Below are 20,887 nucleotides of genomic sequence, written 5' to 3'. Positions count from 1 at the left end.
TTCCTTACAGTGGCAGGCTGATCCGTGCCTCCAGCCCCCCCTCCTCGCGATTGTGAAGGTTGAGCTCACCGCCGTGCTGGTGCACCAGGGTGCGGGCGATGGCGAGCCCCAGTCCCACGCTGCCAGACTCGGTGTTGCGGGCTTCATCCAGGCGCACGAAGGGCTTGAACACCTCCTCCAGCTGGCTCTCCGCAATCCCCGGTCCCTGATCGCGAACCAGGATCAGCAACTCGCCGTCACCGCGCACCAGCGAAACCTCGGCCCCCCCTGCGTACTTGATGGCGTTGCCGATGAGGTTTTGCAGTACCCGGCGCAGGGTGTTGGCCCGGCAGGCGTAAACCTGCTTGCCCTCGGCCAGGCAGGTGACGGGCTGGCCCATGTCGGCATAGTCGTCACACAGGCTCTCCAGCAGGCTGACCAGATCCAGCTCCCGGGTCGCCTCCTGCTGCCCCTCCTCCCGGGCAAAGCTCAGGGTCGCCGCCAGCATCTGCTCCATCTGCTGCAGGGTCTGCTGGAAGCGGTCCTTGTCTTCCCCGTCCGCCAGAAACTCGCTGCGCAGCCGCAGGCTGGTGATGGGGGTGCGCAGGTCGTGGGAGATGGCGGCCAGCATCCGGGTTCTGTCCTGCACGAAGCGATCGAGCCGGGTGTGCATCCGGTTGAAGGCCTGGATGGACTCGCGGATCTCGGTGGGCCCCTCCTCGCGCAGGGGCTCGATGTCCTCACCACGCCCCAGCCTGTCGGCGTTGGCGGCCAGTTGCTTGAGGGGACGGGTCGCCCGGCGGAACAGCCAGATCATCAGGCCGATCACCAGGCTCGCCACCAGCAGCAGGTTGAGGGTAGTCTGCCAGGACCAGCTCGCCGTCTCCTTGTCCACCAGGGAGCTGAACTGGAGCCAGCCGCCGTTGGGCAGTTCGATGGAGCCGTAGAGCCGCATGTCCTGGGGCGGCGGCATGCCGTTGCGATCCTTCATCATGCGGTTGTGGTGCTGCCAGGCCCGGCTGCGCTGGATGTCCTGCTTCAGCTCGGCGCTGATCTCCACCGCCAGGGAGGATGGATAGCCGAGCTTGGCCCGCACCAGCTTCTCGAAGCGGGGGCTGCGGTTGTCCGGCTGCAACGGCTCGTCGGCCAGACGCAGCAGCAGGGTCTCGCTGCGGCTCGCCTTGAGGATCTCGTGATAGAGGGAAGGAGGAGAGAGGGAGAGCAGGCGCACCACGGAGATGATCCGCTGCATGGCGTTGCGGCTGTTGACGTAACCGAGGGCCTCCTCCCTGTCCGAGCGGTAGATCTGGATACTGAGCAACTGGATCAGTACCAGCCCCGCCAGGGCCACCAGCACTATCTGGCCGGTCAACCCCTTGGGCAGCAGCCTGGCGAAGACGCGCTTGATCATGTCGGCCTCACTCCTGGGTCACGTCGGCGGCGAACAGGTAACCGCCACCCCAGATGGTCTTGATGAGCTCGGGATTCTTGGGATCCCGCTCCAGCTTGCGCCGCAGTCGGCTCACCAGGGTATCGATGGCGCGATCGAAGGCCACCGCCTCCCGGCCACGGGCCAGATCCAGCAACTGATCCCGGCTCAGCACCCGCTGGGGCCGCTCCAGAAACACCTTGAGCAGATCGAACTCGGCGGTGGAGAGGCTCATCCCCACCCCCTCCTCGTCCACCAGCTCGCGGCGATTGACGTCGAGCAGCCAGCGATCGAAGCGCAGATCCCGGGTCAGGGTCTCCGGCACGGGCAGGCTCTCCGCCTGAGTGCGGCGCATCACCGCCTTGATGCGGGCCAGCAGCTCCCGAGGGTTGAACGGCTTGGAGAGGTAGTCGTCCGCCCCCATCTCCAGGCCGATGATGCGGTCCGTCTCCTCCCCCATGGCGGTCAGCATGATGATCGGCAGGCGGGATTTGACCCTGAGCTCGCGGCACAGGGTGAGGCCATCCTCCCCCGGCATCATCAGATCCAGCACCAGTAGATCGAACTCCCGCTCATCCAGCAGCCGCTTCATCTCCTTGCCATCGCGGGCGCAACTGACGCGCATGCCATGCTGCTCCAGAAAGCGCTTGAGCAGATCGCGGATCTCGCTGTGGTCATCGACCACCAGAATATGAGGGCTGCCTTGGTTCATCATCATCTCTCCGTTATCGGGCTGGGGCGATTATACGAAAATCAACCGGGCGGGTTGTGTCAAAGTGTGCCAGCATGCCCCTGTGCCACACTCTGCTACAAAATAGGCCTCTACTGGCAAATTTCAGACACTTCCACGGTGTTTACTGGATACCAAGGCGAAAGAGCCTATACCCGTACACATCCGACAGGAGTTACCCATGAAAAAGCTGACCAAGACCCTGCTGACCGCCACCCTGATCCTCGGCCTGCCGCTGGGCGCCTATGCCGCCAGCGAGGCGGTCTCCACCGCGCAACCGACCCAGGCCACGGCGACCGGTTGCCCCATGGACGGTACCGGCATGATGGGCGGCAAGCATCATGGCGGCCGCCACGACAAGATGGCCCGCATGAAGAACATGACTCCGGAACAGATCCAGGCCCATCTGCAACAGCGCTACGACAAGATTGAAGATCCGGCCAAGAAGGCGGAGTTCGTGAAGAACCTTGGTCTGCGTGCCGACGGCATGATCAAGCATGCCGAAGTGATGAAGCAGTTCGCAGAAGCAAACCAGTAAAGCGAAGTAATGAAGCGGTTTGCCGAAGCAGACCAGTAAGTCGAGATGATCAAGCAGTTCGCAGAAGCAAACCAGTAAGTCGAAGTGATGAAGCCGTTTGCCGAAGCAGACCAGTAAGTCGAGATGATCAAGCTGTTCGCAGAAGCAAACCAGTAAGGCGACGTAATGAAGCGGTTTGCCGAAGCAGACCCGCCGGCGGGGCCCAGCCCCGACACCGACGAAAACGACAGGGTGGCGCAAGCCACCCTTTTTTTGTCTCCCCCCCCCCAGTTTTTCACCTTTTCCTGCCTGGCCGCATCATGTTATGTGAGCGATAACAAACGTTTCACTTTCGAAATAAATCATAATGGTCCCTCACACAACAGATGCGGGCACGATCCCGGACACAGTGGACAGGAGTCGTTATGGGATGGAATCTGGGCACAATCAAGGGGCGCTATACCGCCGTTTTTCTGGGCTTCATGGCGCTGGTGTGCGCCCTGACGGTGATCGGCATCCAGATCTGGATCACCCCCGCCCTGCAAAAAGCGGGGGAGGAGAACGTGGCGCTGCGAGTCGGCGAGATAGCGACCGACATCCGTGACCAGCTCAACGGGGTGCAGACCCAGTCGCGCAGCATCACCCAGCTGGTGGCACAACTGCCGAGCGAGCAGATAGATGCCCAGCTCCCGGCCCTCATCGACCAGTACGGCAACGGCATGGTCTTCGGTGGCGGCATCTGGCCCCTGCCGGACAAACGGGAGGCGGGACGCGCCAAGTTCAGCACCTTCTTCCACAGGGATGCGTCCAACGCCCTCATTCCCAACACCTACTGGAACTCGGCAGAGGCGCCCAACTATTTCGATCAGCCCTGGCACAAGGCCGGTCAGCAGGCGCCCCGTGGCGTCTGTGCCTGGGCCGCCGCCTACAAGGATGGCGCGAGCCAGCAGCCGAGAACCAACTGCGCCATGGGGATCTACCAGGATGGCGCCCTCTACGGGGTGTCGACCATAGACGTCACCCTGGGCTTCTTCAACGACCTGGTGGCCAAGAAAGAGCAGGAGATCGGCGGTCAGGTGATGATCATCGAGGCTGACGGCAAGATCCTCAGCCGCAACGCCCGTCTGACCGGGGATGTGGTGCTCGGCAACCTCTCCGCCCACGCCGACTATCCCTTCGCCCTCGCCATCAGCGGCTTGCTGGGCCAGGATGCGAGCAAGGGGCAGCTTCGCACCACCTTCCAGGATCAGGGTGAGGAACAGACCCTGCTGATGGAGGCCATCGAAGGGACCCCCTGGTTGCTGGCCGCCGCCCTGCCGACCCGCACCCTGACCCAGGACAGCCGGGATGTGCTCGCCACCCTGGCGAGCATCCAGCTCCCCCTGGCGGGGCTGCTGTTCGTGCTCATGGTGCTGGCCATCAGCCAGCTTGGCAGCCGCCTGCAGACCCTCAAGCTCAACATCGACGCCCTCAGCGCCGGCGACGCCGATCTGACCGCCCGCATCCAGGTCAAAGGGCATGACGAGCTGGACAACATCGCCCTGTCGGTCAACCGCTTCATCGCCTTCCTGCAACAGATGATGGTGCAGGTGACCGCCGCCACCGACCTCATCACCCGCGAGCTGGCCCAGCTCGATCAGCAGACCGGGCAGGCCAGGCGGATCCTGGGGGAACATGCCAGCGAAACCGATCAGGTCGTCACCGCCCTCAACGAACTCAGCTCCACCGCCGACAGCGTTGCCCGCCACGCCAACGACTCCGCCAGCTTCACCGAGGCCGCCAACGGTCAGGCGGCCAGCTCCCGCAAGGTGGTGGGGTCAGCCTCCGCCAGCGTGGTGGCCCTCATCGACGAGGTGGATCTCGCCGCCGCCAAGGTGCTGGAGATGCAGGAAGATGCCCAGCAGATCGACAGCGTGCTCGGGGTGATCGGCGGCATCGCCGCCCAGACCAACCTGCTGGCGCTCAACGCCGCCATCGAGGCGGCCCGGGCCGGTGAACAGGGCCGGGGCTTCGCGGTGGTGGCCGACGAGGTGCGTGCCCTCGCGGCACGCACCCAGAACAGCACCGCCGAAGTGGGCAGCATGTTGTCACGGCTCACCCAGGGGGTCGCCGAGGCCGTGGTCGCCATGGAGCAGACCAAGCGCAGTTGCCAGGCGGCGGCCGACACCACGGGGCAGGTCACCGGCGGCCTCGACACCATGGCCGACGCCGTGGTGCAGATCCACGATCTCAGCAGCCAGATCGCCACCGCTGCCGAGGAGCAGAGCCGGGTAACCGAGGAGATCAACCGCAACATGGTGAGCATTCGCGACATGCTGAACCTCCTGGTGGAGAACGGCGGCAACACGGAGCAGAGCGCCGCCACCCTGCTGGGGTCCAACCGCCAGTTGCTGGCCCTGGTGCACCGCTTCAAGGTGTGAGCCTGAACACCAGGCAGCAAAAAGGGGCCCGCGGGCCCCTTTTTCATTCACTTTGCCAGGACTCAGGCCTTGTTGGCCAGGTTCAGGGTCTTCACGGTCTCGCCTTCGAACTTGATGACCACGTTCTTCTGGGCCACTTCGGAGTCTTTCAGCAGGGACTTGGTGGTCTCGGCCAGCAGCGGGGAGGCCTTGTTCAGTGCGTCCAGGTCATAGGTCCACACTTCCAGACCGGCGTCGGTCTTGGTGCTGGCCGGGGCGCCCAGCTTGTCCTTGATGGCCTGCTTGTTGGAGCCGCCTTCCTTGATGTCCAGGGCCTTCTTGATCGCTTCGTTGGAAGCGGTGTCCATGGCGTTGCCCGCCATCTCTTTGGCGGTGCTGGTGACGCTGCTGGTCACGGTGTCGGTCAGGGAATCCATCAGGCCGGCGTGGGCAACCAGAGGCAGGGCGGTCAGGGCAATCAGCAAGGACTTTTTCATGAAGATACATCTCGCAAGAATGAAAAGAGCGCGCATGAAACCAGCGGGATGAATTGGAGTCAAGAAAATCCCTTGGTCAAGCCGTATTCGGGGGGGAAAAGCCCCGTAGCGGCTCCGACCAGTGCCCTTGTCAGCCGCTGAGCTGGTCCTTGCCCGCCAGCTTGGCCCGGTAGAGCGCCCTGTCGACCCGTGCCATCAGGTGGGACACCTGCTCGTCGGGGTCGGACTCCACCAACCCGAAACTCAAGGTCACGGGCTCGATCCCCTTGACCCTGGCATGGCTCAGGCGCTGCCTCAGCTTCTCGGCCACCACCCGGGCGTCGGGCAACCGGGTATTGGGAAGCACCAGCATGAACTCGTCACCCCCCCAGCGGGCCAGCAGATCGATCTCGCGTATGCAGCCCCGGGTCAGCTGCACGATATCGATCAGGGTCTGGTCCCCCACCCCGTGGCCATGGCGATCATTGATCTGCTTGAAGTCGTCCACGTCCATGGCGATCACGGCAAAGGGCTCCTTGAAGCGCTTGGCGCGCTCATGCTCCAGCCGCACCGCCTGCTCCAGCCGATAGCGGCTGGCCGCGCCGGTCAGGGAATCCGTCTCCGCCAGGCGGCGGTTCTCCTCTACCTGGAACTGCAATGCCTGGTTGAGCCGCTCCAGTTCGGCGGTACGCTGCGCCACCTGCTGCTCCAGGGTGCGGTTTTGCAGCTCCAGCCGGGCGTAGAGTTCCCGCTGGGCGTGGATGTTGCGGTGTGCCCCCACCATCCTGGCGACACTGCCGTCCGGGTTGCGTGCGACGATGCGGCCGCAATCCGCCACCCAGAGGTAGTCACCGTTACGGCAACGGCAGCGGTATTCGGCCCGGTAGTCCGCCGCCCGCCCGCTCAGGCAGGCATCGAAGCTCTCCATGACCTGCGCCAGATCGTCCGGGTGGATCAGGTTCTCCCAGGTGAAGACGGTGTTGTCGAGGGAGTGGGGCTCATACCCCAGCATCTGATACCAGCCGGGATAGCGATGGACATAGCCGGTGTTGGCATTCCAGTCCCAGAGACCGTCGCTCACGACCTCCAGCATGCCGCTCATCACGGCCTCGTCGAGGGCCGGTAGCCTTGTCATCTCATTGTCATGCAGCATGAAAACCTTCCTTGTTCTGCTACTCGGCGCCACGGATCCGCTTGTTGACCTGGCGGGAAAACCGGGCCTGCCGGTCGAGCCTTCAAGGGGGCGACTGGCCTCGACACCCCGTCATGACGGGTTATCGGCCAAGTAGCCCTCTTGTTGAACAACAGTAGCAGCCCGCACACTTTCGAGTTTTGCGCGCCGTCACGCTCCCTTCCGTTCTTCTGCCGGCCAGATTGCACCACGGCGGTGCACACCTTTGGCGCAGCCCTGCCCATATTGGGCAAGCCTCGCTGACCAGGGCTGCGATTAATAAGTAAGTGCATGAATAAAAAGAAAAATACTTTTCTGGCGCAATATTTGCCTTTATCTGGGTGAACCACAAGGATTGGGGATATTGCATGAAATTAATCACCGCCATCATCAAGCCGTTCAAACTCGACGACGTGCGCGAAGCCATCGCCAACCTCGGCGTCGAGGGGCTGACGGTTTCCGAGGTCAAGGGGTTTGGCCGCCAGAAGGGGCACACCGAGCTGTACCGGGGTGCCGAATACCAGGTGGATTTCCTGCCCAAGGTAAAGCTGGAGATCGCCACCCTGGCCGACAACGTCGAGCAGATCATCGAAGCCATCAGCAAGGCCGCCCACACCGGCAAGATAGGTGACGGCAAGATCTTCGTTTATGACCTGCAGGCCGCCGTGCGCATCCGCACCGGCGAGACCGACGCAGACGCCCTTTGATACGACTGGAACTGAGGAATACGACATGGAAGAGTTGATCACATCCGTCAGCGAGCTGCGCTATGCACTCGACACCTTCTACCTGCTGATCTCCGGCGTGCTGGTCATGTGGATGGCCGCCGGGTTCGCCATGCTCGAAGCCGGCCTGGTCCGCGCCAAGAACACCACCGAGATCCTGACCAAGAACATCCTGCTCTATGCCATCGCCTGCATCATGTTCCTGCTGGTCGGCTACAACATCATGTACGTGGACAACAGCGCCGGCGGCTGGCTGCCGAGCTTTGGCAGCCTGATGGGCAGCCAGGCGGACGACGCGGGCCACTCCCTGCACTCCGACTTCTTCTTCCAGGTGGTGTTCGTCGCCACCGCCACCTCCATCATTTCAGGTGCGGTGGCAGAGCGGATGAAGCTCTGGTCCTTCCTGCTGTTCTGCGTGGTGATGACCGGCTTCATCTACCCCGTGGAAGGCTACTGGAGCTGGGGTGGCGGCTTCCTGAAAGAGGCGGGCTTCTCCGACTTCGCAGGCTCCGGCATCGTCCACATGGCGGGCGCCGCCGCTGCCCTGGCCGCCGTGCTGCTGCTCGGCCCCCGTCGCGGCAAATATGGCAAGCAAGGGGAGATCTACCCCATCCCCGGCTCCAACCTGCCGCTCGCGACCCTGGGCACCCTGATCCTCTGGATGGGCTGGTTCGGCTTCAACGGTGGCTCCCAACTGGCGCTCTCCAGCGCCGCTGACGCCACCGCCATCGGCACCGTGTTCGTCAACACCAACGCCGCCGCGGCCGCCGGTGTGGTCGGCGCCCTGCTGGTCAGCAAGCTCACCTGGGGCAAGGCGGATCTCACCATGATCCTCAACGGCGCCCTCGGCGGTCTGGTCGCCATCACCGCCGACCCGGCCTCCCCCAGCCCGCTGTTCACCAGCCTGATCGGCGCCCTGGCCGGTGCCCTGGTGGTCTACGCCATCGTCGCCTTCGATCGCCTGAAGATCGATGATCCGGTCGGTGCCATCTCGGTACACGGCGTCTGCGGCCTGTTCGGCCTGATGGTGGTGCCCTTCTCCAACACGAGCGCCACCTTCGGTGCCCAGTTGCTGGGTGCTGCCACCATCTTCGGCTGGGTCTTTGTCGTCTCCCTCGTGGTCTGGAGCCTGCTCAAGGCCACCATGGGCCTGCGGGTCAGCGAAGAGGAAGAGATGATGGGTGTGGATGTCCACGAGTGCGGCATCGATGCCTACCCCGAGTTCGTCAGCGTCAAATCCAGCATCTGACACGGCCATCGGATGTGGGGCCCGGGGGACACCCCGGGCCCCGTTTTTTTGGCGGCTCGGCGCCCCTGAAGGCAGGAGAGCAGTTCGAGTGATACCACTCTGCCACGCAACCGGTGAACCCTCTGCTTTGCCCCCTCCCCTTTGCAAGGGGAGGGTCGGGATGTGCCGTGCCGATTGATGGATGGAGCCATGACCCCCTCCCCGCCTCCCCCTTGGCAGGGGGAGGAGCAACCAAGCAGCCCCTGTCTGGACGGATCAAATCATCGAGGTGGCAGCCACGTAGGTTCGATTAGCGAAGCGTAATCGGACGACGTGATTTCCCCCGTCTCCCGTTTATTAAAAAAGAGGAGAAGGGCTGGGGATAAGGGGCAGGAATAAAGAGAGTTCGCGGTAAACGTTGGGCTTCGCTACGCTAAGCCACAACCTACACAATTGGTAGGTTGGTGCTTAGCCTACACAACCCAACATACGAGATTTAACATTAATCTCTTTTAAACCGCCATCGAATAGCTAAGCCTGATAGAGCAATGCACACTAGACTGATAAAACTCTGTAAAATTGAAACCAGAATAATTACTAGCGACAGTTCCCCCTTCCCATCACCTAATGGAGTCATATCTTTTAAAGATGAAAATGGCTGAAGTATTTGCTTCAATGAATATATGAATGATGATTTAAGAAGGTCCCAGTCTATTGGATTAGATAGCCCTATAGATTCAGACATATATAACCCATAAATAAAAGTAAATATAAAAGCAAAAACTAACAATAATAACAATGGTTTTATATAGTCTGTGCCATAGTTTGAGAAAACATGATACATTTTACTTATGTAATGTTCTATTCCATTCTCTTCATTACATAAACTTTCCTGTTCCAAAGAAAAAAACATGCCCTCAAGAGTTCTGTCTCTCTGCGCCTCCATATGAGATCGTAATACCCTATAGCATGCAGCATCACGCTTTCCATTTCTGCTTATAAAACTCTCCCGATTTGGAAAGCGACTACCACTTGTTATTTTAGCGCCAAAAAAATGTGGCGGACTTTTAAATGTGCTACCAACAAAAGATAAAGGATGAATAATATCTCTATTATTCAACAATAACATTCCCACATTGGAATTTGTTATATACAGATTATAAATTTCCGTTCTATCCTTACCATCATTTACTGTATGTAGGTCTAGGGAAGGTGCGAATAAGCGGGGAAATTCTTCTCGGCTGACTCAGTCATTTCATTTTTTCAGTTTGAGCCGATCTTTTCTCCCGTAAATGCCTTGAATCAGCCTATTTAGACCGTTTCTTCGCCATTTAAGGCGTTATTCCCAGTTTTTAGTGAGATCTCTCCCACTGACGTATCATTTGGTCCGCCCGAAACAGGTTGGCCAGCGTGAATAACATCGCCAGTTGGTTATCGTTTTTCAGCAACCCCTTGTATCTGGCTTTCACGAAGCCGAACTGTCGCTTGATGATGCGAAACGGGTGCTCCACCTTGGCCCGGATGCTGGCTTTCATGTATTCGATGTTGATGGCCGTTTTGTTCTTGCGTGGATGCTGTTTCAAGGTTCTTACCTTGCCGGGGCGCTCGGCGATCAGCCAGTCCACATCCACCTCGGCCAGCTCCTCGCGCTGTGGCGCCCCTTGGTAGCCGGCATCGGCTGAGACAAATTGCTCCTCTCCATGCAGCAGATTACCCAGCTGATTGAGGTCATGCTCGTTGGCCGCGGTGGTGACTAGGCTGTGGGTCAGGCCACTCTTGGCATCGACACCAATGTGGGCCTTCATGCCAAAGTGCCACTGATTGCCTTTCTTGGTCTGATGCATCTGCGGATCGCGTTGCTGCTCTTTGTTCTTGGTCGAGCTGGGTGCCTCAATGATGGTGGCATCGACCAAGGTGCCTTGAGTCATCATGACGCCTGCTTCGGCCAGCCAGCGATTGATGGTCTTGAACAATTGGCGGGCCAGTTGATGCTGCTCCAGCAGGTGGCGGAAATTCATGATGGTGGTGCGGTCCGGCAAGGCGCTATCCAGGGATAACCGGGCAAACAGACGCATGGAGGCGATTTCGTACAGAGCATCTTCCATCGCGCCATCGCTCAGGTTGTACCAATGCTGCATGCAGTGAATGCGTAGCATGGTTTCCAGCGGATAAGGTCGCCGGCCATTACCAGCCTTGGGATAAAACGGCTCGATGACTTCCACCATGTTTTGCCATGGCAGAATCTGCTCCATGCGGGACAAGAAAATCTCTTTTCTGGTCTGACGGCGCTTACTGCTGAATTCACTGTCGGCGAAGGTGAGCTGATGACTCATGATGAACCCTTTTTCATGGCTCCAGATGACAAACATGATCTCATATCAGGGACTTGTTCGCACCTTCCCTAGTTCCTCAATGACACAATGATCTATTGCGATATCACAGAAGTTTGTTTTAAATAGTTTAAAGTACGCCCCAGTAAGAACGGAGTGTTTAATCTCAAAATTATTCAGATCACCGCCTCGACATGAAAAAGTGACTGATATTTTTTCTTTTTCATTACTTTTAATAGTTTTTGAATTCTCTATAAATAAATTCTTGTTCTTGAAATTCACGAGCTCACAAGAAAGTCCATCAGAAAATATGCACTCAATAAAATGTAATGAGTTGTCATTGTGATCTGACATTGACTCTATTTTTACTTTGTCAGAAAAAAGCACTTTGTTAAAAGATGGGAGGAAAAAAGAAGAGTATATGAAGTTATCAAACCCACATGATGTAAAAGTCACAATGAGATTCATTTCATCATCAGATTCAATCATGTTTTCTGAATCAGAAAATTCAAACGAGTTACATGATACATTTTCTATCCTCACCCCTGAAAGAAATGATGACCTAGAGTTTTTAACCGATAAGAATCGTCCGTTACTCAATCCACTTATTTTAATTTTATTTTTAAAAACTGCATTGGCGATGGAAATCCCACTTATTTCCACAGGAATCGACATCTCTTTCAAAAAAACATCAACACCTTCTATCTTCAATGTTAAATCGTCTCTCCCTGAGACTGCTGCTATTACCTCTGCCCATTTTTCCTCAGTTAAAGATTCAGATATTTTTATCTCACGATCACTGAAAATCATATCCCCCCCATTAGAGCACAATTAAAATAGAAAAATAACTTCTACAGCCCCCCATCAATCTCCCCCAACCTCTGTGCCAACCCCGAATAACGCTCGGTCTTTTTCCGCACGGCCTGGGCCAGCAGGGCGCGATCGCCGTAGAGATCGAGGCGGGCCTTGGCGCGGGTGATGCCGGTGTAGACCAGCTCACGGGTCAGGAGCGGGCTGGGGCTGTCGGGCAGCACCAGCACGGTATGGGCAAACTCCGAGCCCTGGGATTTGTGGATGGTCATGGCGTAGACCGTCTCGTGGGGCGGCAGACGGCTGGGCAGCAGGGCCCGCAGGGTGCCGTCCGGCTGCTCGAACCACACCTTGAGACGGCCGGTGTCATCGGGCAGGCAGAGCCCCATGTCGCCGTTGTAGAGGCCGACCCCGTGGTCGTTGCGCACCACCATCACCGGGCGGCCCGCATACCAGTCGCCGTCACGCTGGATCAGCCCCGCCTTGGCGAGGGCCAGTTCGAGCCGCTCGTTGAGCCCCGTCACCCCGAAGGGGCCGTCCCGCAGGGCGCAGAGGATCTGGAAGCCGTTGAACGCCTTGAACACCGCCGCCGGGTCCTCGCCGGCCCGGGCCGCCTTGAGGTAGCTGCCATAACCGGCCACCCCCTCGGCAATCAGGGCGTTGTAGGCCTCCCCCGCCCAGGGGTGCAGGCGGATGTCGCCAAATCCTGCGCCCCAGACCGCCTCCACCGCCGCCCCGTCGCCGCTGTTGCAGGCCCGCGCCAACTGGCCGATGCCCGAATGCTGATCGAAGCGCCAGCTCTTGGAGAGCAAACAGAGGCTGTCGCGCACGCTGGCCCCTGATGGCGTGCCTTGCAGGCGATAGCCGGTCTGGCGGGAGAGCCAGTGTGCCTGCGCGGGGCTGATGCCCTGTTCGATAAAGCTGCAGATATCCCCGAGCACGGCCCCCGCCTCCACCGAGGCGAGCTGATCCTTGTCGCCGAGCAGGATGAGGCGGGCATGGCTCGGCAGTGCATCCAGCAGGCGCGCCATCATCGGCAGGTCCACCATGGAGGCCTCGTCCACCACCAGCAAGTCCAGGTGCAGCGGGTTGCCTCTGTGATGGCGGAACTGGCTGCGCCCGGGGATCACCCCGAGCAGCCGGTGCAGGGTGCCCGCCTCGGTGGGGATGGCCTCCACCCACTCGGGGGGCAGATCCAGGGCCTGCAGGGCAGAGCCGATACTCTCGGTCAGACGCGCCGCCGCCTTGCCGGTGGGGGCCACCAGCCGGATCGCCGGGGCCTTGCCCCCTTGCAGGCCGGTCTCCACCAGGATGGCGAGGAGCTTGGCCACCGTGGTGGTCTTGCCGGTGCCGGGGCCGCCGGAGATGACCGCGAAGGGGCGCGCCGCCGCCGTGGCCGCCGCCAGCTTCTGGCCGTTGCAGCAGAGCGCCTCGGGTACCAGGGTATCCAGCCGCTCCAGCTCGCTGGCCGCCTGGGCGCTTTTTAGCAGGGTCTCCACGGCGGGCCACTCCACCTCATGGGGGAAGACCAGATCCAGGTACTTCTCCACAAAGTGGCGGACGGAGAAATCCGGCGCGAGGCGGGCCTTGAGCAGGGCCCCGAACACCAGGCCGTAGTCGCGGGCAAAGAGGCGTGACAGGGCCGGGGCAATCTCCGGCCATTCGGCCCGTTCACTCAAGGCGCTAAGGTGGCGGGCCACCCCCAGCTCAAAGTCGTGGTAGCGGGTGAGGTAGAGGCGATCCCCCCAGAGCCGCAGGGGCCAGCGGGGGGTCTCCCCCTCCTCCTGTTCGCTCCCCACCAGGGGGCTGGCCGCAAAGAGGGCGGGCCAGCTTGCAGGATCCGCGAGATCCGCCAGCAGATCCCGGCTCTGATCCGGATCCAGCCCGAAGGGACGCGAGGATCCCTGCCCGTCACCGCCCTGAGCGAGCATCGCCAGCGGCAGGCAGACGTGGCCGCGCCCCAGCTCATGGCAGGCGAGCGCGGCCCCCAGCACCAGCTCGGGGCAGCCGCCAAGGTCGGCCACCAGCCTGGCAAATTGCAGGTCAAGCTGGCGGATGCGCCCCGCCAGCGCCAAGGCTTTCAGCCGCTCTATCATGGTTTCGCCCTTCATCTCGCCCCTCATGCCTCAGCCTTGTTCGATTTTTCTAAACGATGATCGTCAGACGTCACACCTTTACTAAACAACTCGTCCAGCCCCAGCACCAGTTCCCGGCTGGGCCGGGCATGGAAAATGCCCCCCTGGGGCATGCCGCGCAGGAAGAGATAGAAGACCCCGCCAAAATGCCGGTCGAAATCGTAGCCCGGCAGCCGCAAGGCGAGCAGCCGATGCAGGGCCAGCGAATAGAGCTGGTATTGCAGATCGTAGCGATGCTCCACCATGGCCCGCTCCAGGGCCGGGCGGCCGTAATCGGCGGGGCTCATGCCAAGGTGGTTCGATTTGTAGTCGAGCAGATACCAGCGCCCCTGCCACTCGAACACCAGGTCGATGAAGCCCTTGAGCATCCCCTGCACGGTGGCAAAACCGAGCGGCTTGCCGCCCCGCGACAGGGGGTCGTGCTGCTGGCAGAGTGCGGTCAGCGCCGGTGCCGTCACCCGCCCCATGGGCAGGAAGAACTCCAGCTCCACCTGTTTGCGCTCGGGGGCCAGATCCCGCAGCCGCACCGGATCCCCAAGGCCGGTCTCAAGGGGGGTATCCAGCACCGCCTCCACCTGCTGTTGCAGCACGGGGGCCCAGCCTTCGTCGAACCCCTCCTGGGTCAGCAGGGCGGCGATGTGCTGTGCCAGCGACTCGCCCTTCGCGTGCTCGAAGTCGATGGTCTCGAACAGGCTGTGGAGCAGGGTGCCGGGACGCGCCCCCTTGGGGAAGGTGAAGATGGAAGGGGCGGGCGCCTCCTCTTCCTGCACGGTGACCGCAGCCTCGGTGGCCACCTCGTCGTCGAAGCCGGGGTTGGCCAGCACCCCCTTGCCGTGGCCGTTGCCCTGGGCCGCGAGCCCGGAGTAGGAGCTGATCCACCAGTCCCGCTCAAGCTGCCCCTGGAACGTGCGCACGGTGGGCTCCCCCGGCTTCTCCGCCTCGGCGGGCAGCGGGGCCGGGCGGGTGAGCGAGGGCTCACCGACGGCCACCCCCGGCAGGGCCTGGGCCAGGTTGGTGAGGGCGGTCGCCAGTGTCCCGGCGTCCCCCTCCTCCCCCTTTTGCAGCAGGTAGCCGATGGCGGTGCGGTGCAGGTCGGTCTTCTCCGACTTGCCCGCCCCGGAGCGCACCGGCGCCAGCCCGAGCCAGGTGGCATAGACCCCCCGGGTCAGGGCCACGTAGAGCAGGCGCAAGTCTTCGGCGAGGCGCTCCTTGTCGGCCTCGGCCAGGGACTCCTCGGCGCCGGTGAGATCGAGCACGGTGCGATTGCCCGCCTCCCCCGTTTCGTGGAACAGGGGGGTGTCGGCGGCGCGGTGGCTGCAAATGAACGGCAGGAAGACCAGCGGGTACTCCAGCCCCTTGGATTTGTGGATGGTGACGATCTGCACCAGCTTGCGCTCGGACTCCAGACGAAGTATCTGCTCCCCGTCCTGGCCGTTGGGCTGGCTCACCGCCTCCCCGAGCCAGCGCAGCAGGGCGTACTCCCCGTCCAGCTCGCCGCTCGCCTGTTGCAGCAGTTCGCCGAGATGGAGGAAGTTGGTCAGCCGCCGCTCCCCGTAGGGGCTCGCCAGCAAGGAGGCGGCGAGGTTGCGCCCGTGCATCAGGGCCCGCAGCATGGCCAGCACCCCGTGGCGATGCCAGACCGCGCGGTATCCCATGAACTCCTGCACCGCGCTCTCCCAGGCCCGCTCGTCCGAGGCCAGCGCGTCCAGGGCCCTGGCATCGAGATCGAACAGGCCGGTGGCGAGCGCCGCCCTAAGGCTTCGCTCATCGCTCGGGTTCTGGCAGGCATGCAGGATCAGCAGGATCTCCCGCGCCTCCACCTGGGCCAGCACGCTCTCGCGGTTCGACAGATAGACGGAGGCGATGGCAAGGCGCGCCAGCTCCTGCTGCACCAGCTTGCCCTCGGCGCCGGTGCGCACCAGCACGGCGATATCCCCGGCCCTGACCGGCTCGCTGCCGAGCATCGCCTTGCCCTCCCGGGCCAGCGTGAGCAGGCGATGGATCTCCGCCGCCGTGGCGCGGGCCATCCTGCTCTGGTACTCCCCCTTGTTGAAGGTGGGCTGACCGGTGAGCTGCCAGCAGTGCAGCACGGGGGCGGTCTGCCCCTCGATCAGCAGTGCCCGGCTCTTGCCCTGCGCCTCCACCGGCAGGAAGGGGATGTCCGCCTCGTAGATGAAGGGATCCTTCGCCCGCTCGAACAGGCCGTTGACCGCCGCCACCAGGGCGCGGCTTGAGCGCCAGTTGCGCCCGAGGGTGTAGTGGGCGCTCACATTTCGCCGCGCCTGGATGTAGGTGAAGATGTCGGCGCCACGAAAGCCGTAGATGGCCTGCTTGGGGTCGCCGATCATCAGGAGCGCCGTGTCCTGGTGACCGCCGTAAAGGCGATGGAAGATGCGGTACTGCTGGGGGTCGGTATCCTGGAATTCATCGATCATGGCGACCCGGTAGGTGGCGCGGATGCGCTCGCACAGCCGCTCCCCCAGGCCCGAGCCGAGCGCCCCGTCGAGATCCCGCAGCAGATCGTCGAAGGAGAGCTGATGGGCCTGGCGCTTGCTCTCCTGCATCCGGCTGCGCACCACCCTGGCCGCCCGCTGCAAGACGAGATCCCGGATGCCGGGTCGGCTCGCCAGCAGGGCGTCTATCTCGCCAAAGAGCGGCAGGGTGGGCACCGTTCCCCCCTTCTTGAGGTTCTCCTCCAGCGCCTGCTGGCCGAAGCGCTCCAGCTCCTTGGGGAGGACGTAGCCGCTGGCCTCGTCCTGCGCCCAGTCGCCAATCTTGGCAAGCCAGCCCTCGTAGTTCTTGCCGGTGTAACGGCTGATCTGCCCCTCGGTCTGGCGGCGGATCTCGTCCGTCTGCGCCAGCCACCCGGCTTTCACCGCCCCGATGCGGGCCATGGCGACGCTGTGCCGCACCGCCAGGGTCTCGTCCCCCGCCACCGGGCGGATCTCCAGCTCGTCGTTGTCGAGCCAGCTCCCCATCTCCCGCAGCAGGGCGGCGGGGCTCGGCCAGAGCCTTCGCACCGCCCGGGCCAGGGGCTGATCCACCGGATAGAACTCGGCGCGCCAGTAGTCACTCACCGCCTGCAGCCGGAGCCGGCTGTCGTCGGTCAAAAATTCGGTTTCAAAGAGGGCGCCCGACTCGAAGGCGTTCTGCCTGAGCATCCGCTGGCAGAAGCCGTGGATGGTGAAGACCGCCGCCTCGTCCATCTGCCGCTCGGCGGCCAGCAGGCGACGGGCCGCCAGATCGTGATCCTCCACCTCCGCCAGCAGTTGGGCCAGCAGGGTGTCCGTGCTTTGGCTGCGCATAAAGGCGAGACGCGCCTCGTGGATGCGGGCGCGGATCCGCCCCCTCAGTTCGGCGGTGGCCGCCTCGGTAAAGGTCACCACCAGGATCTCGGTCACCGACAGGGGCCGCTCGTGGGCACAGGGCTGACCGGCGTCTCCCCCCTCCTCGCCTGCTTGTTCGATAACCGGGCCGTGGCCCAGCAAGAGGCGCAGATAGAGGCCCGCGATGGTATAGGTCTTGCCGGTCCCGGCGGAGGCTTCGATCAGCCGCTCGCCATAGAGGGGAAAACGCAGGGGATTGAGCGGGTTAGCCATTATTGCAACTCCTCCAGCGCCTGATGGAGCGGGGTCAGGTGTTCACGGGCCAGCCCCTGCAACTGGGCCAGCACCTCGTCATCGAGTTCCGGGAAGCAGCGGGCGACATAGACGTCCTGCCCCTCTCCCGTCACCATGTAGCCGCCGTTGAAGCGGGCAAGCGCCGCCTTGTCGGCCTCCTCCGGCTTTGCCGGATCCTTCTCGATCGCCTTGAGCCACTCCCAGGCGGTGCTCGGGAAGAAGGGCAGCGGCCGCTTCATCCCCTGGGTCCAGAGGGCCACCAGGGCCGCCAACCTGGGCCGCGCCTCGTCCGCCGCAAGCCTTGGCAGCCGCAGACTCTGTTTGGCATCGAACAACAGGGTGTCGCCGGGGGCGCTGCTCAATGAGAGGCAAAGGTGCTGGATCCAGGCCAGCAGCAGATCCTTGCCGTTGAAGCTGCCGGGTTTGACCACCAGCGCTCGTCCCTTCTGGGTGTCTATCCAGCCCTGAAGCTGCCCCTGGGCCAGAGCGATGTCGATCTCCACCGCCTGTTTGTCCCCCGTCCAGGGGCGCAGCCGCGCCGCCAGCTTGCCCATCTCGTCGTCGATCTCCTCCAGCAGCAGGCTGCCGAACCACCCTTGCGGCAGCAGGCCGGAGAGTTGCAGCCGGTGGCGACGGGCCTCGCTCTCCCCTTCGGTCAGATGAGCTTCCAGCAGCAGCGCCTTGAGCTGATAGTGCTGCAGGCCGTCCAGCTCGAAGGGCTCGCTGTCTTCGATGGTCGCCTCCTCCAGCTCGAACCACACCTTGAGGCGGCGGTTGAGGAAGTACCTGGCTGGCTGGCGATAGAAGCGCAGCAGCTCCGCCAGCTCCAGCCCCTGCTCCCTGCCCCACTCCGCGGGCAGGGGCAGATCGCCGCTCTGGAAGTTGGCGGCACCCCGCTCCGGGCTCAGGGCCGGCAGCCAGTCGGCAGCATAGGTGAAGAGACCGGAGCCGGGTTCGGGGTAAAAGTAGGCCGGGCTGTAGGGGGTGAGGGGGTGCGCCACGATCAGGTGTTCGAGCAGCCGCCGGCCCGAGGTGTCGTCGTCGAGATCTTCATCCCCCGCCAGCACGAAGCCCTGGCGCACGTAGTCGATGAGCTCCGCCAGCAGCACGGAGGGCACCTTCTCGCTGTTGTCCTGGGCGCTGAACCCCTGATAGCTGATGTAGAGCCCCTGCTGGGCACTGAGGAGCGCCTCGAGGAAGAGGTAGCGGTCGTCATCCCGGCGGGATCGGTCCCCGCGCCGCGAGGCCACCGCCATCAGATCGAAGCCCATGGGGGGCAGGGTGCGCGGGTAGACGCCGTCGTTCATGCCGAGCAGGCAGACCTGGCGGAAGGGAATGGAGCGCATCGGCATCAGGGTGCAGAAGTTGACCTGACCGGCGAGGAAGCGCTGGCTGGAGCGGGACTCCCCCAGCACGCTGCCGAGGTAGTCCTGCAACAGGTCGGCACTGATGGCCTGCTCGAAGCGGGCCTCGCCGAGCTGGGCCTGCCAGTCGGTGAGCTGGCTGCGGATGAGCTGGAGCTGGCGCTCTTCATCCTCGTCGGCGAGGTAGAAGCGCTCCAGCAGCGCCAGCAGGCAGGCGTGCCACTCGGCCAGCGGCTGCGCCTGTTGCAGCCGGGGCAGAAACTCCGCCAGGGAGTCGACGAACCAGGCGAGCTTGCCGAGGATCAGCCCCTGCTGCCCCTCGATGTCCGCATAAGGCAGGATCCCCGCCACCGGCTCCCCGTCCCCCATGGCAAAGCCCAGCAGCATGCGCCTCAGGCCGAACAGCCAACTGTTGCCGGACAGACGCGGCAGCGCGAAGCGCTCGGGATAGTCGTCATCCAGCCCCCAGCGGATGCCGGTCTCCTGCACCCAGCGTCGCAGCACGTTGAACTCGTCGTCGTCCAGCTCGAAGCGGCGCAGCACGGCGGGCACCTCCAGGATGGCGAGCAGCTCCCCCGCCCCGAAGCGGGCGTTCGGCAGCCTGAGCAGGGCGAGGAAACTTTGCAGCAGCGGGCTCTCTTGGCTCGCCGCCCGATCGGAGATCGCAAAGGGGATCTGGCCGCGGGCCCCGCCCCGCCCCTTGCCACCCTCCTTGCCAAAGACGGCCTGGATGTAGGGGCCGTAGCTGTTGACGTCCGGCATCATCACCACCACGTCTTTGGGGGTGAGGGTGGGATCCTGCTCGAACAGGGCCAGCAGCCGGTCATGCAGCACCTCGAGCTCCCGCATGGGGCCGTGGCAGGCGTGGATCTGCAAAGTGCCGTCATCCAGGCTGACAGGGCTCTTGTGGTGGCTGGCATCAAGACTGAACTCGCCGGCCCCCCGTTCCGCCAGCTCCAGCACGTCTTTCTGGATGGCCCGCAGCAAGGTGACCTTGCCCTCATCGTCGCGATCCTCGATGTCGACGAAGGCCTCGATCTGCGGCACCTCCAGCTCCATCAGCTGGTGCAGGTAGTCGCGCCCCAGCTTGCCCATGGAGGCGAGCAAGGGATTGGCGGGGCCCTGCAGGGTCTCGAGATCCGTGCCGGGCTTGAGCTTGTTTTCGAGGCGCGCCAGGGTCTTGCGATCGAGCAAGTCCCCCCAGTAGTAGCGGCAGGGGTTGGTCACAAACAGGTGCACCTCCACCTCGGGGCGGCTGCCGAGGGCCAGCAGGGCCTCCACGTAGCGGGGCGGCAGGGCCGAGATGCCGAACACGAAGACCCGTTGCGGCAGCCTGCCCGGCAGCTCCCGGGTGCGCTCCAGCTCGTGGATGAAGGCCTCGTAGAGGTTGGCGCGGTGGTAGCCGCTGGGGCTGAGGGCCAGGGTGCGGGCCACCAGCTCGCGCCAGAGCTCGGGCTGCCAATCCTGACCGCTCACTCCGGCCAGCTCCTGGCTCAATCCTTCCCCCTCTTCCCAGCGGGCGATCCAGTCCGGCCGGTAGACCAGATACTGGTCGAACAGATCCGCCACCTTCTGGCAGAGCTGCCAGAGCCGCACCTGCTCCGGCGCCGCCCCGTCACTGCCCCCCAGATAGGCCGCGAGGGGCGCAAAGGCGGGTCTGCCGAGCAGGGTGGGCAGAATGGTCATCAGGTGCCAGCTCATGGCCCCCTTGTTGTAGGGGCTCTGGCGGGGCACGTCTGCCAGCACCCGGGTGAACATCTCCCAGATGAAACTCGCGGGCAGGGGAAAGTCGATGTTGGCGGCGATGCCGAACGCCTTGGCCAGCTCCAGCTTGAGCCACTGGGCCATGCCGGGACTCTGCACCAGGATCTGCTCCCGATCGAAGGGGTGGGAGAGCGGAGCCTGCCGGATGCGGCTCACCAGCAGCTCCTTGAGCAGATCCAGCTGATTGGAGTGGTAGAGGGTAAACATGGA

The 20,887-nt window shown here is 62.7% G+C and carries 14 protein-coding genes; 4 read left to right on the top strand and 10 right to left on the bottom strand.

The genetic code is table 11. From position 1 onward, the window contains the following. Positions 1-4 precede the first annotated feature (4 nt). Positions 5-1,390: an ATP-binding protein gene (locus tag C2U37_RS09330; RefSeq protein ID WP_104452166.1), complete on the bottom strand. Its 1,386-nt coding sequence runs from the start codon at positions 1,388-1,390 to the stop codon at positions 5-7. A gap of 7 nt (positions 1,391-1,397) precedes the next feature. Next, positions 1,398-2,120 (bottom strand): response regulator, encoded by a 723-nt coding sequence (locus C2U37_RS09325; protein ID WP_010675899.1) that lies wholly within the window; start codon positions 2,118-2,120, stop codon positions 1,398-1,400. 199 nt (positions 2,121-2,319) lie between these two features. Here C2U37_RS09325 and C2U37_RS09320 point away from each other — a divergent pair, with 199 nt between their 5' ends. Both C2U37_RS09320 and C2U37_RS09315 read left to right on the top strand, forming a co-directional pair. After that, positions 2,320-2,676 carry a hypothetical protein gene (locus C2U37_RS09320; RefSeq protein WP_010675900.1) on the top strand — a complete coding sequence of 119 codons (357 nt, stop codon included), beginning with the start codon at positions 2,320-2,322 and terminating at the stop codon, positions 2,674-2,676. 404 nt (positions 2,677-3,080) lie between these two features. Beyond that, the gene (locus C2U37_RS09315; RefSeq protein ID WP_104452165.1) at positions 3,081-5,075 is read left to right on the top strand and encodes a methyl-accepting chemotaxis protein; all 1,995 of its coding nucleotides are present in this window, start codon (positions 3,081-3,083) and stop codon (positions 5,073-5,075) included. Between the two features lie 62 nt (positions 5,076-5,137). On the opposite strand, the gene C2U37_RS09310 is transcribed toward C2U37_RS09315, so the two are convergent. Then, complete coding sequence (locus C2U37_RS09310) at positions 5,138-5,551, bottom strand: hypothetical protein (RefSeq protein ID WP_010675902.1); 414 nt, start codon at positions 5,549-5,551, stop codon at positions 5,138-5,140. A gap of 130 nt (positions 5,552-5,681) precedes the next feature. After that, entirely contained in the window at positions 5,682-6,683 is a 1,002-nt protein-coding gene (locus tag C2U37_RS09305; protein ID WP_039040121.1) for a sensor domain-containing diguanylate cyclase, read from the bottom strand. A gap of 386 nt (positions 6,684-7,069) precedes the next feature. On the opposite strand from C2U37_RS09305, the gene glnK reads away from it, so the two are divergent. Further along, positions 7,070-7,408: a P-II family nitrogen regulator gene (gene glnK, locus C2U37_RS09300; RefSeq protein WP_010675904.1), complete on the top strand. Its 339-nt coding sequence runs from the start codon at positions 7,070-7,072 to the stop codon at positions 7,406-7,408. A gap of 25 nt (positions 7,409-7,433) precedes the next feature. After that, on the top strand, positions 7,434-8,675 hold the full coding sequence (locus C2U37_RS09295) for an ammonium transporter (RefSeq protein WP_104452164.1): 1,242 nt from the start codon (positions 7,434-7,436) through the stop codon (positions 8,673-8,675). A gap of 481 nt (positions 8,676-9,156) precedes the next feature. Here C2U37_RS09295 and C2U37_RS24610 read toward each other — a convergent pair whose 3' ends face one another. From C2U37_RS24610 to recC, 6 genes are all read right to left on the bottom strand, one after another. Beyond that, complete coding sequence (locus C2U37_RS24610) at positions 9,157-9,783, bottom strand: hypothetical protein (RefSeq protein ID WP_158656241.1); 627 nt, start codon at positions 9,781-9,783, stop codon at positions 9,157-9,159. 223 nt (positions 9,784-10,006) lie between these two features. Next, positions 10,007-10,987, bottom strand: a complete 981-nt coding sequence (locus tag C2U37_RS09290) for an IS5-like element IS5 family transposase (protein ID WP_026141915.1) — start codon at positions 10,985-10,987, stop codon at positions 10,007-10,009. Positions 10,988-11,032: 45 nt separating this feature from the next. Beyond that, positions 11,033-11,794, bottom strand: coding sequence for a hypothetical protein (locus tag C2U37_RS24605; protein WP_158656240.1), 762 nt, complete (start codon positions 11,792-11,794; stop codon positions 11,033-11,035). Positions 11,795-11,835: 41 nt separating this feature from the next. Next, positions 11,836-13,905, bottom strand: a complete 2,070-nt coding sequence (gene recD / locus C2U37_RS09280; RefSeq protein WP_104452163.1) for an exodeoxyribonuclease V subunit alpha — start codon at positions 13,903-13,905, stop codon at positions 11,836-11,838. Between the two features lie 8 nt (positions 13,906-13,913). Then, the gene (recB, locus tag C2U37_RS09275) at positions 13,914-17,528 is read right to left on the bottom strand and encodes an exodeoxyribonuclease V subunit beta (RefSeq protein ID WP_104452162.1); all 3,615 of its coding nucleotides are present in this window, start codon (positions 17,526-17,528) and stop codon (positions 13,914-13,916) included. Continuing rightward, positions 17,528-20,884 (bottom strand): exodeoxyribonuclease V subunit gamma, encoded by a 3,357-nt coding sequence (gene recC / locus C2U37_RS09270; RefSeq protein WP_104452161.1) that lies wholly within the window; start codon positions 20,882-20,884, stop codon positions 17,528-17,530. The genes recB and recC overlap by 1 nt, the downstream gene beginning before the upstream one ends. Between the last annotated feature and the right edge of the window lie 3 nt (positions 20,885-20,887).

Origin of the sequence: Aeromonas sp. ASNIH1, from assembly GCF_002934285.1 — a bacterium.
GTDB lineage: Bacteria > Pseudomonadota > Gammaproteobacteria > Enterobacterales > Aeromonadaceae > Aeromonas > Aeromonas caviae.
The sequence above is the reverse complement of the archived record's forward strand: the minus strand, read 5'-3'. Positions and strand labels throughout refer to the sequence as shown.

Excerpts from the sequence above, each read along its gene's own strand:
- C2U37_RS09310 (WP_010675902.1), bottom strand. The coding sequence starts at position 5,551 with ATGAAAAAGTCCTTGCTGATTGCCCTGACCGCCCTGCCTCTGGTTGCC.
- C2U37_RS09325 (WP_010675899.1), bottom strand. The coding sequence starts at position 2,120 with ATGAACCAAGGCAGCCCTCATATTCTGGTGGTCGATGACCACAGCGAG.
- recC (WP_104452161.1), bottom strand. The coding sequence starts at position 20,884 with ATGTTTACCCTCTACCACTCCAATCAGCTGGATCTGCTCAAGGAGCTG.
- C2U37_RS09290 (WP_026141915.1), bottom strand. The coding sequence starts at position 10,987 with ATGAGTCATCAGCTCACCTTCGCCGACAGTGAATTCAGCAGTAAGCGC.
- recD (WP_104452163.1), bottom strand. The coding sequence starts at position 13,905 with ATGAAGGGCGAAACCATGATAGAGCGGCTGAAAGCCTTGGCGCTGGCG.
- C2U37_RS24605 (WP_158656240.1), bottom strand. The coding sequence starts at position 11,794 with ATGATTTTCAGTGATCGTGAGATAAAAATATCTGAATCTTTAACTGAG.
- C2U37_RS09305 (WP_039040121.1), bottom strand. The coding sequence starts at position 6,683 with ATGCTGCATGACAATGAGATGACAAGGCTACCGGCCCTCGACGAGGCC.
- C2U37_RS09320 (WP_010675900.1), top strand. The coding sequence starts at position 2,320 with ATGAAAAAGCTGACCAAGACCCTGCTGACCGCCACCCTGATCCTCGGC.
- recB (WP_104452162.1), bottom strand. The coding sequence starts at position 17,528 with ATGGCTAACCCGCTCAATCCCCTGCGTTTTCCCCTCTATGGCGAGCGG.
- C2U37_RS09330 (WP_104452166.1), bottom strand. The coding sequence starts at position 1,390 with ATGATCAAGCGCGTCTTCGCCAGGCTGCTGCCCAAGGGGTTGACCGGC.
- glnK (WP_010675904.1), top strand. The coding sequence starts at position 7,070 with ATGAAATTAATCACCGCCATCATCAAGCCGTTCAAACTCGACGACGTG.
- C2U37_RS09295 (WP_104452164.1), top strand. The coding sequence starts at position 7,434 with ATGGAAGAGTTGATCACATCCGTCAGCGAGCTGCGCTATGCACTCGAC.
- C2U37_RS09315 (WP_104452165.1), top strand. The coding sequence starts at position 3,081 with ATGGGATGGAATCTGGGCACAATCAAGGGGCGCTATACCGCCGTTTTT.
- C2U37_RS24610 (WP_158656241.1), bottom strand. The coding sequence starts at position 9,783 with ATGTTATTGTTGAATAATAGAGATATTATTCATCCTTTATCTTTTGTT.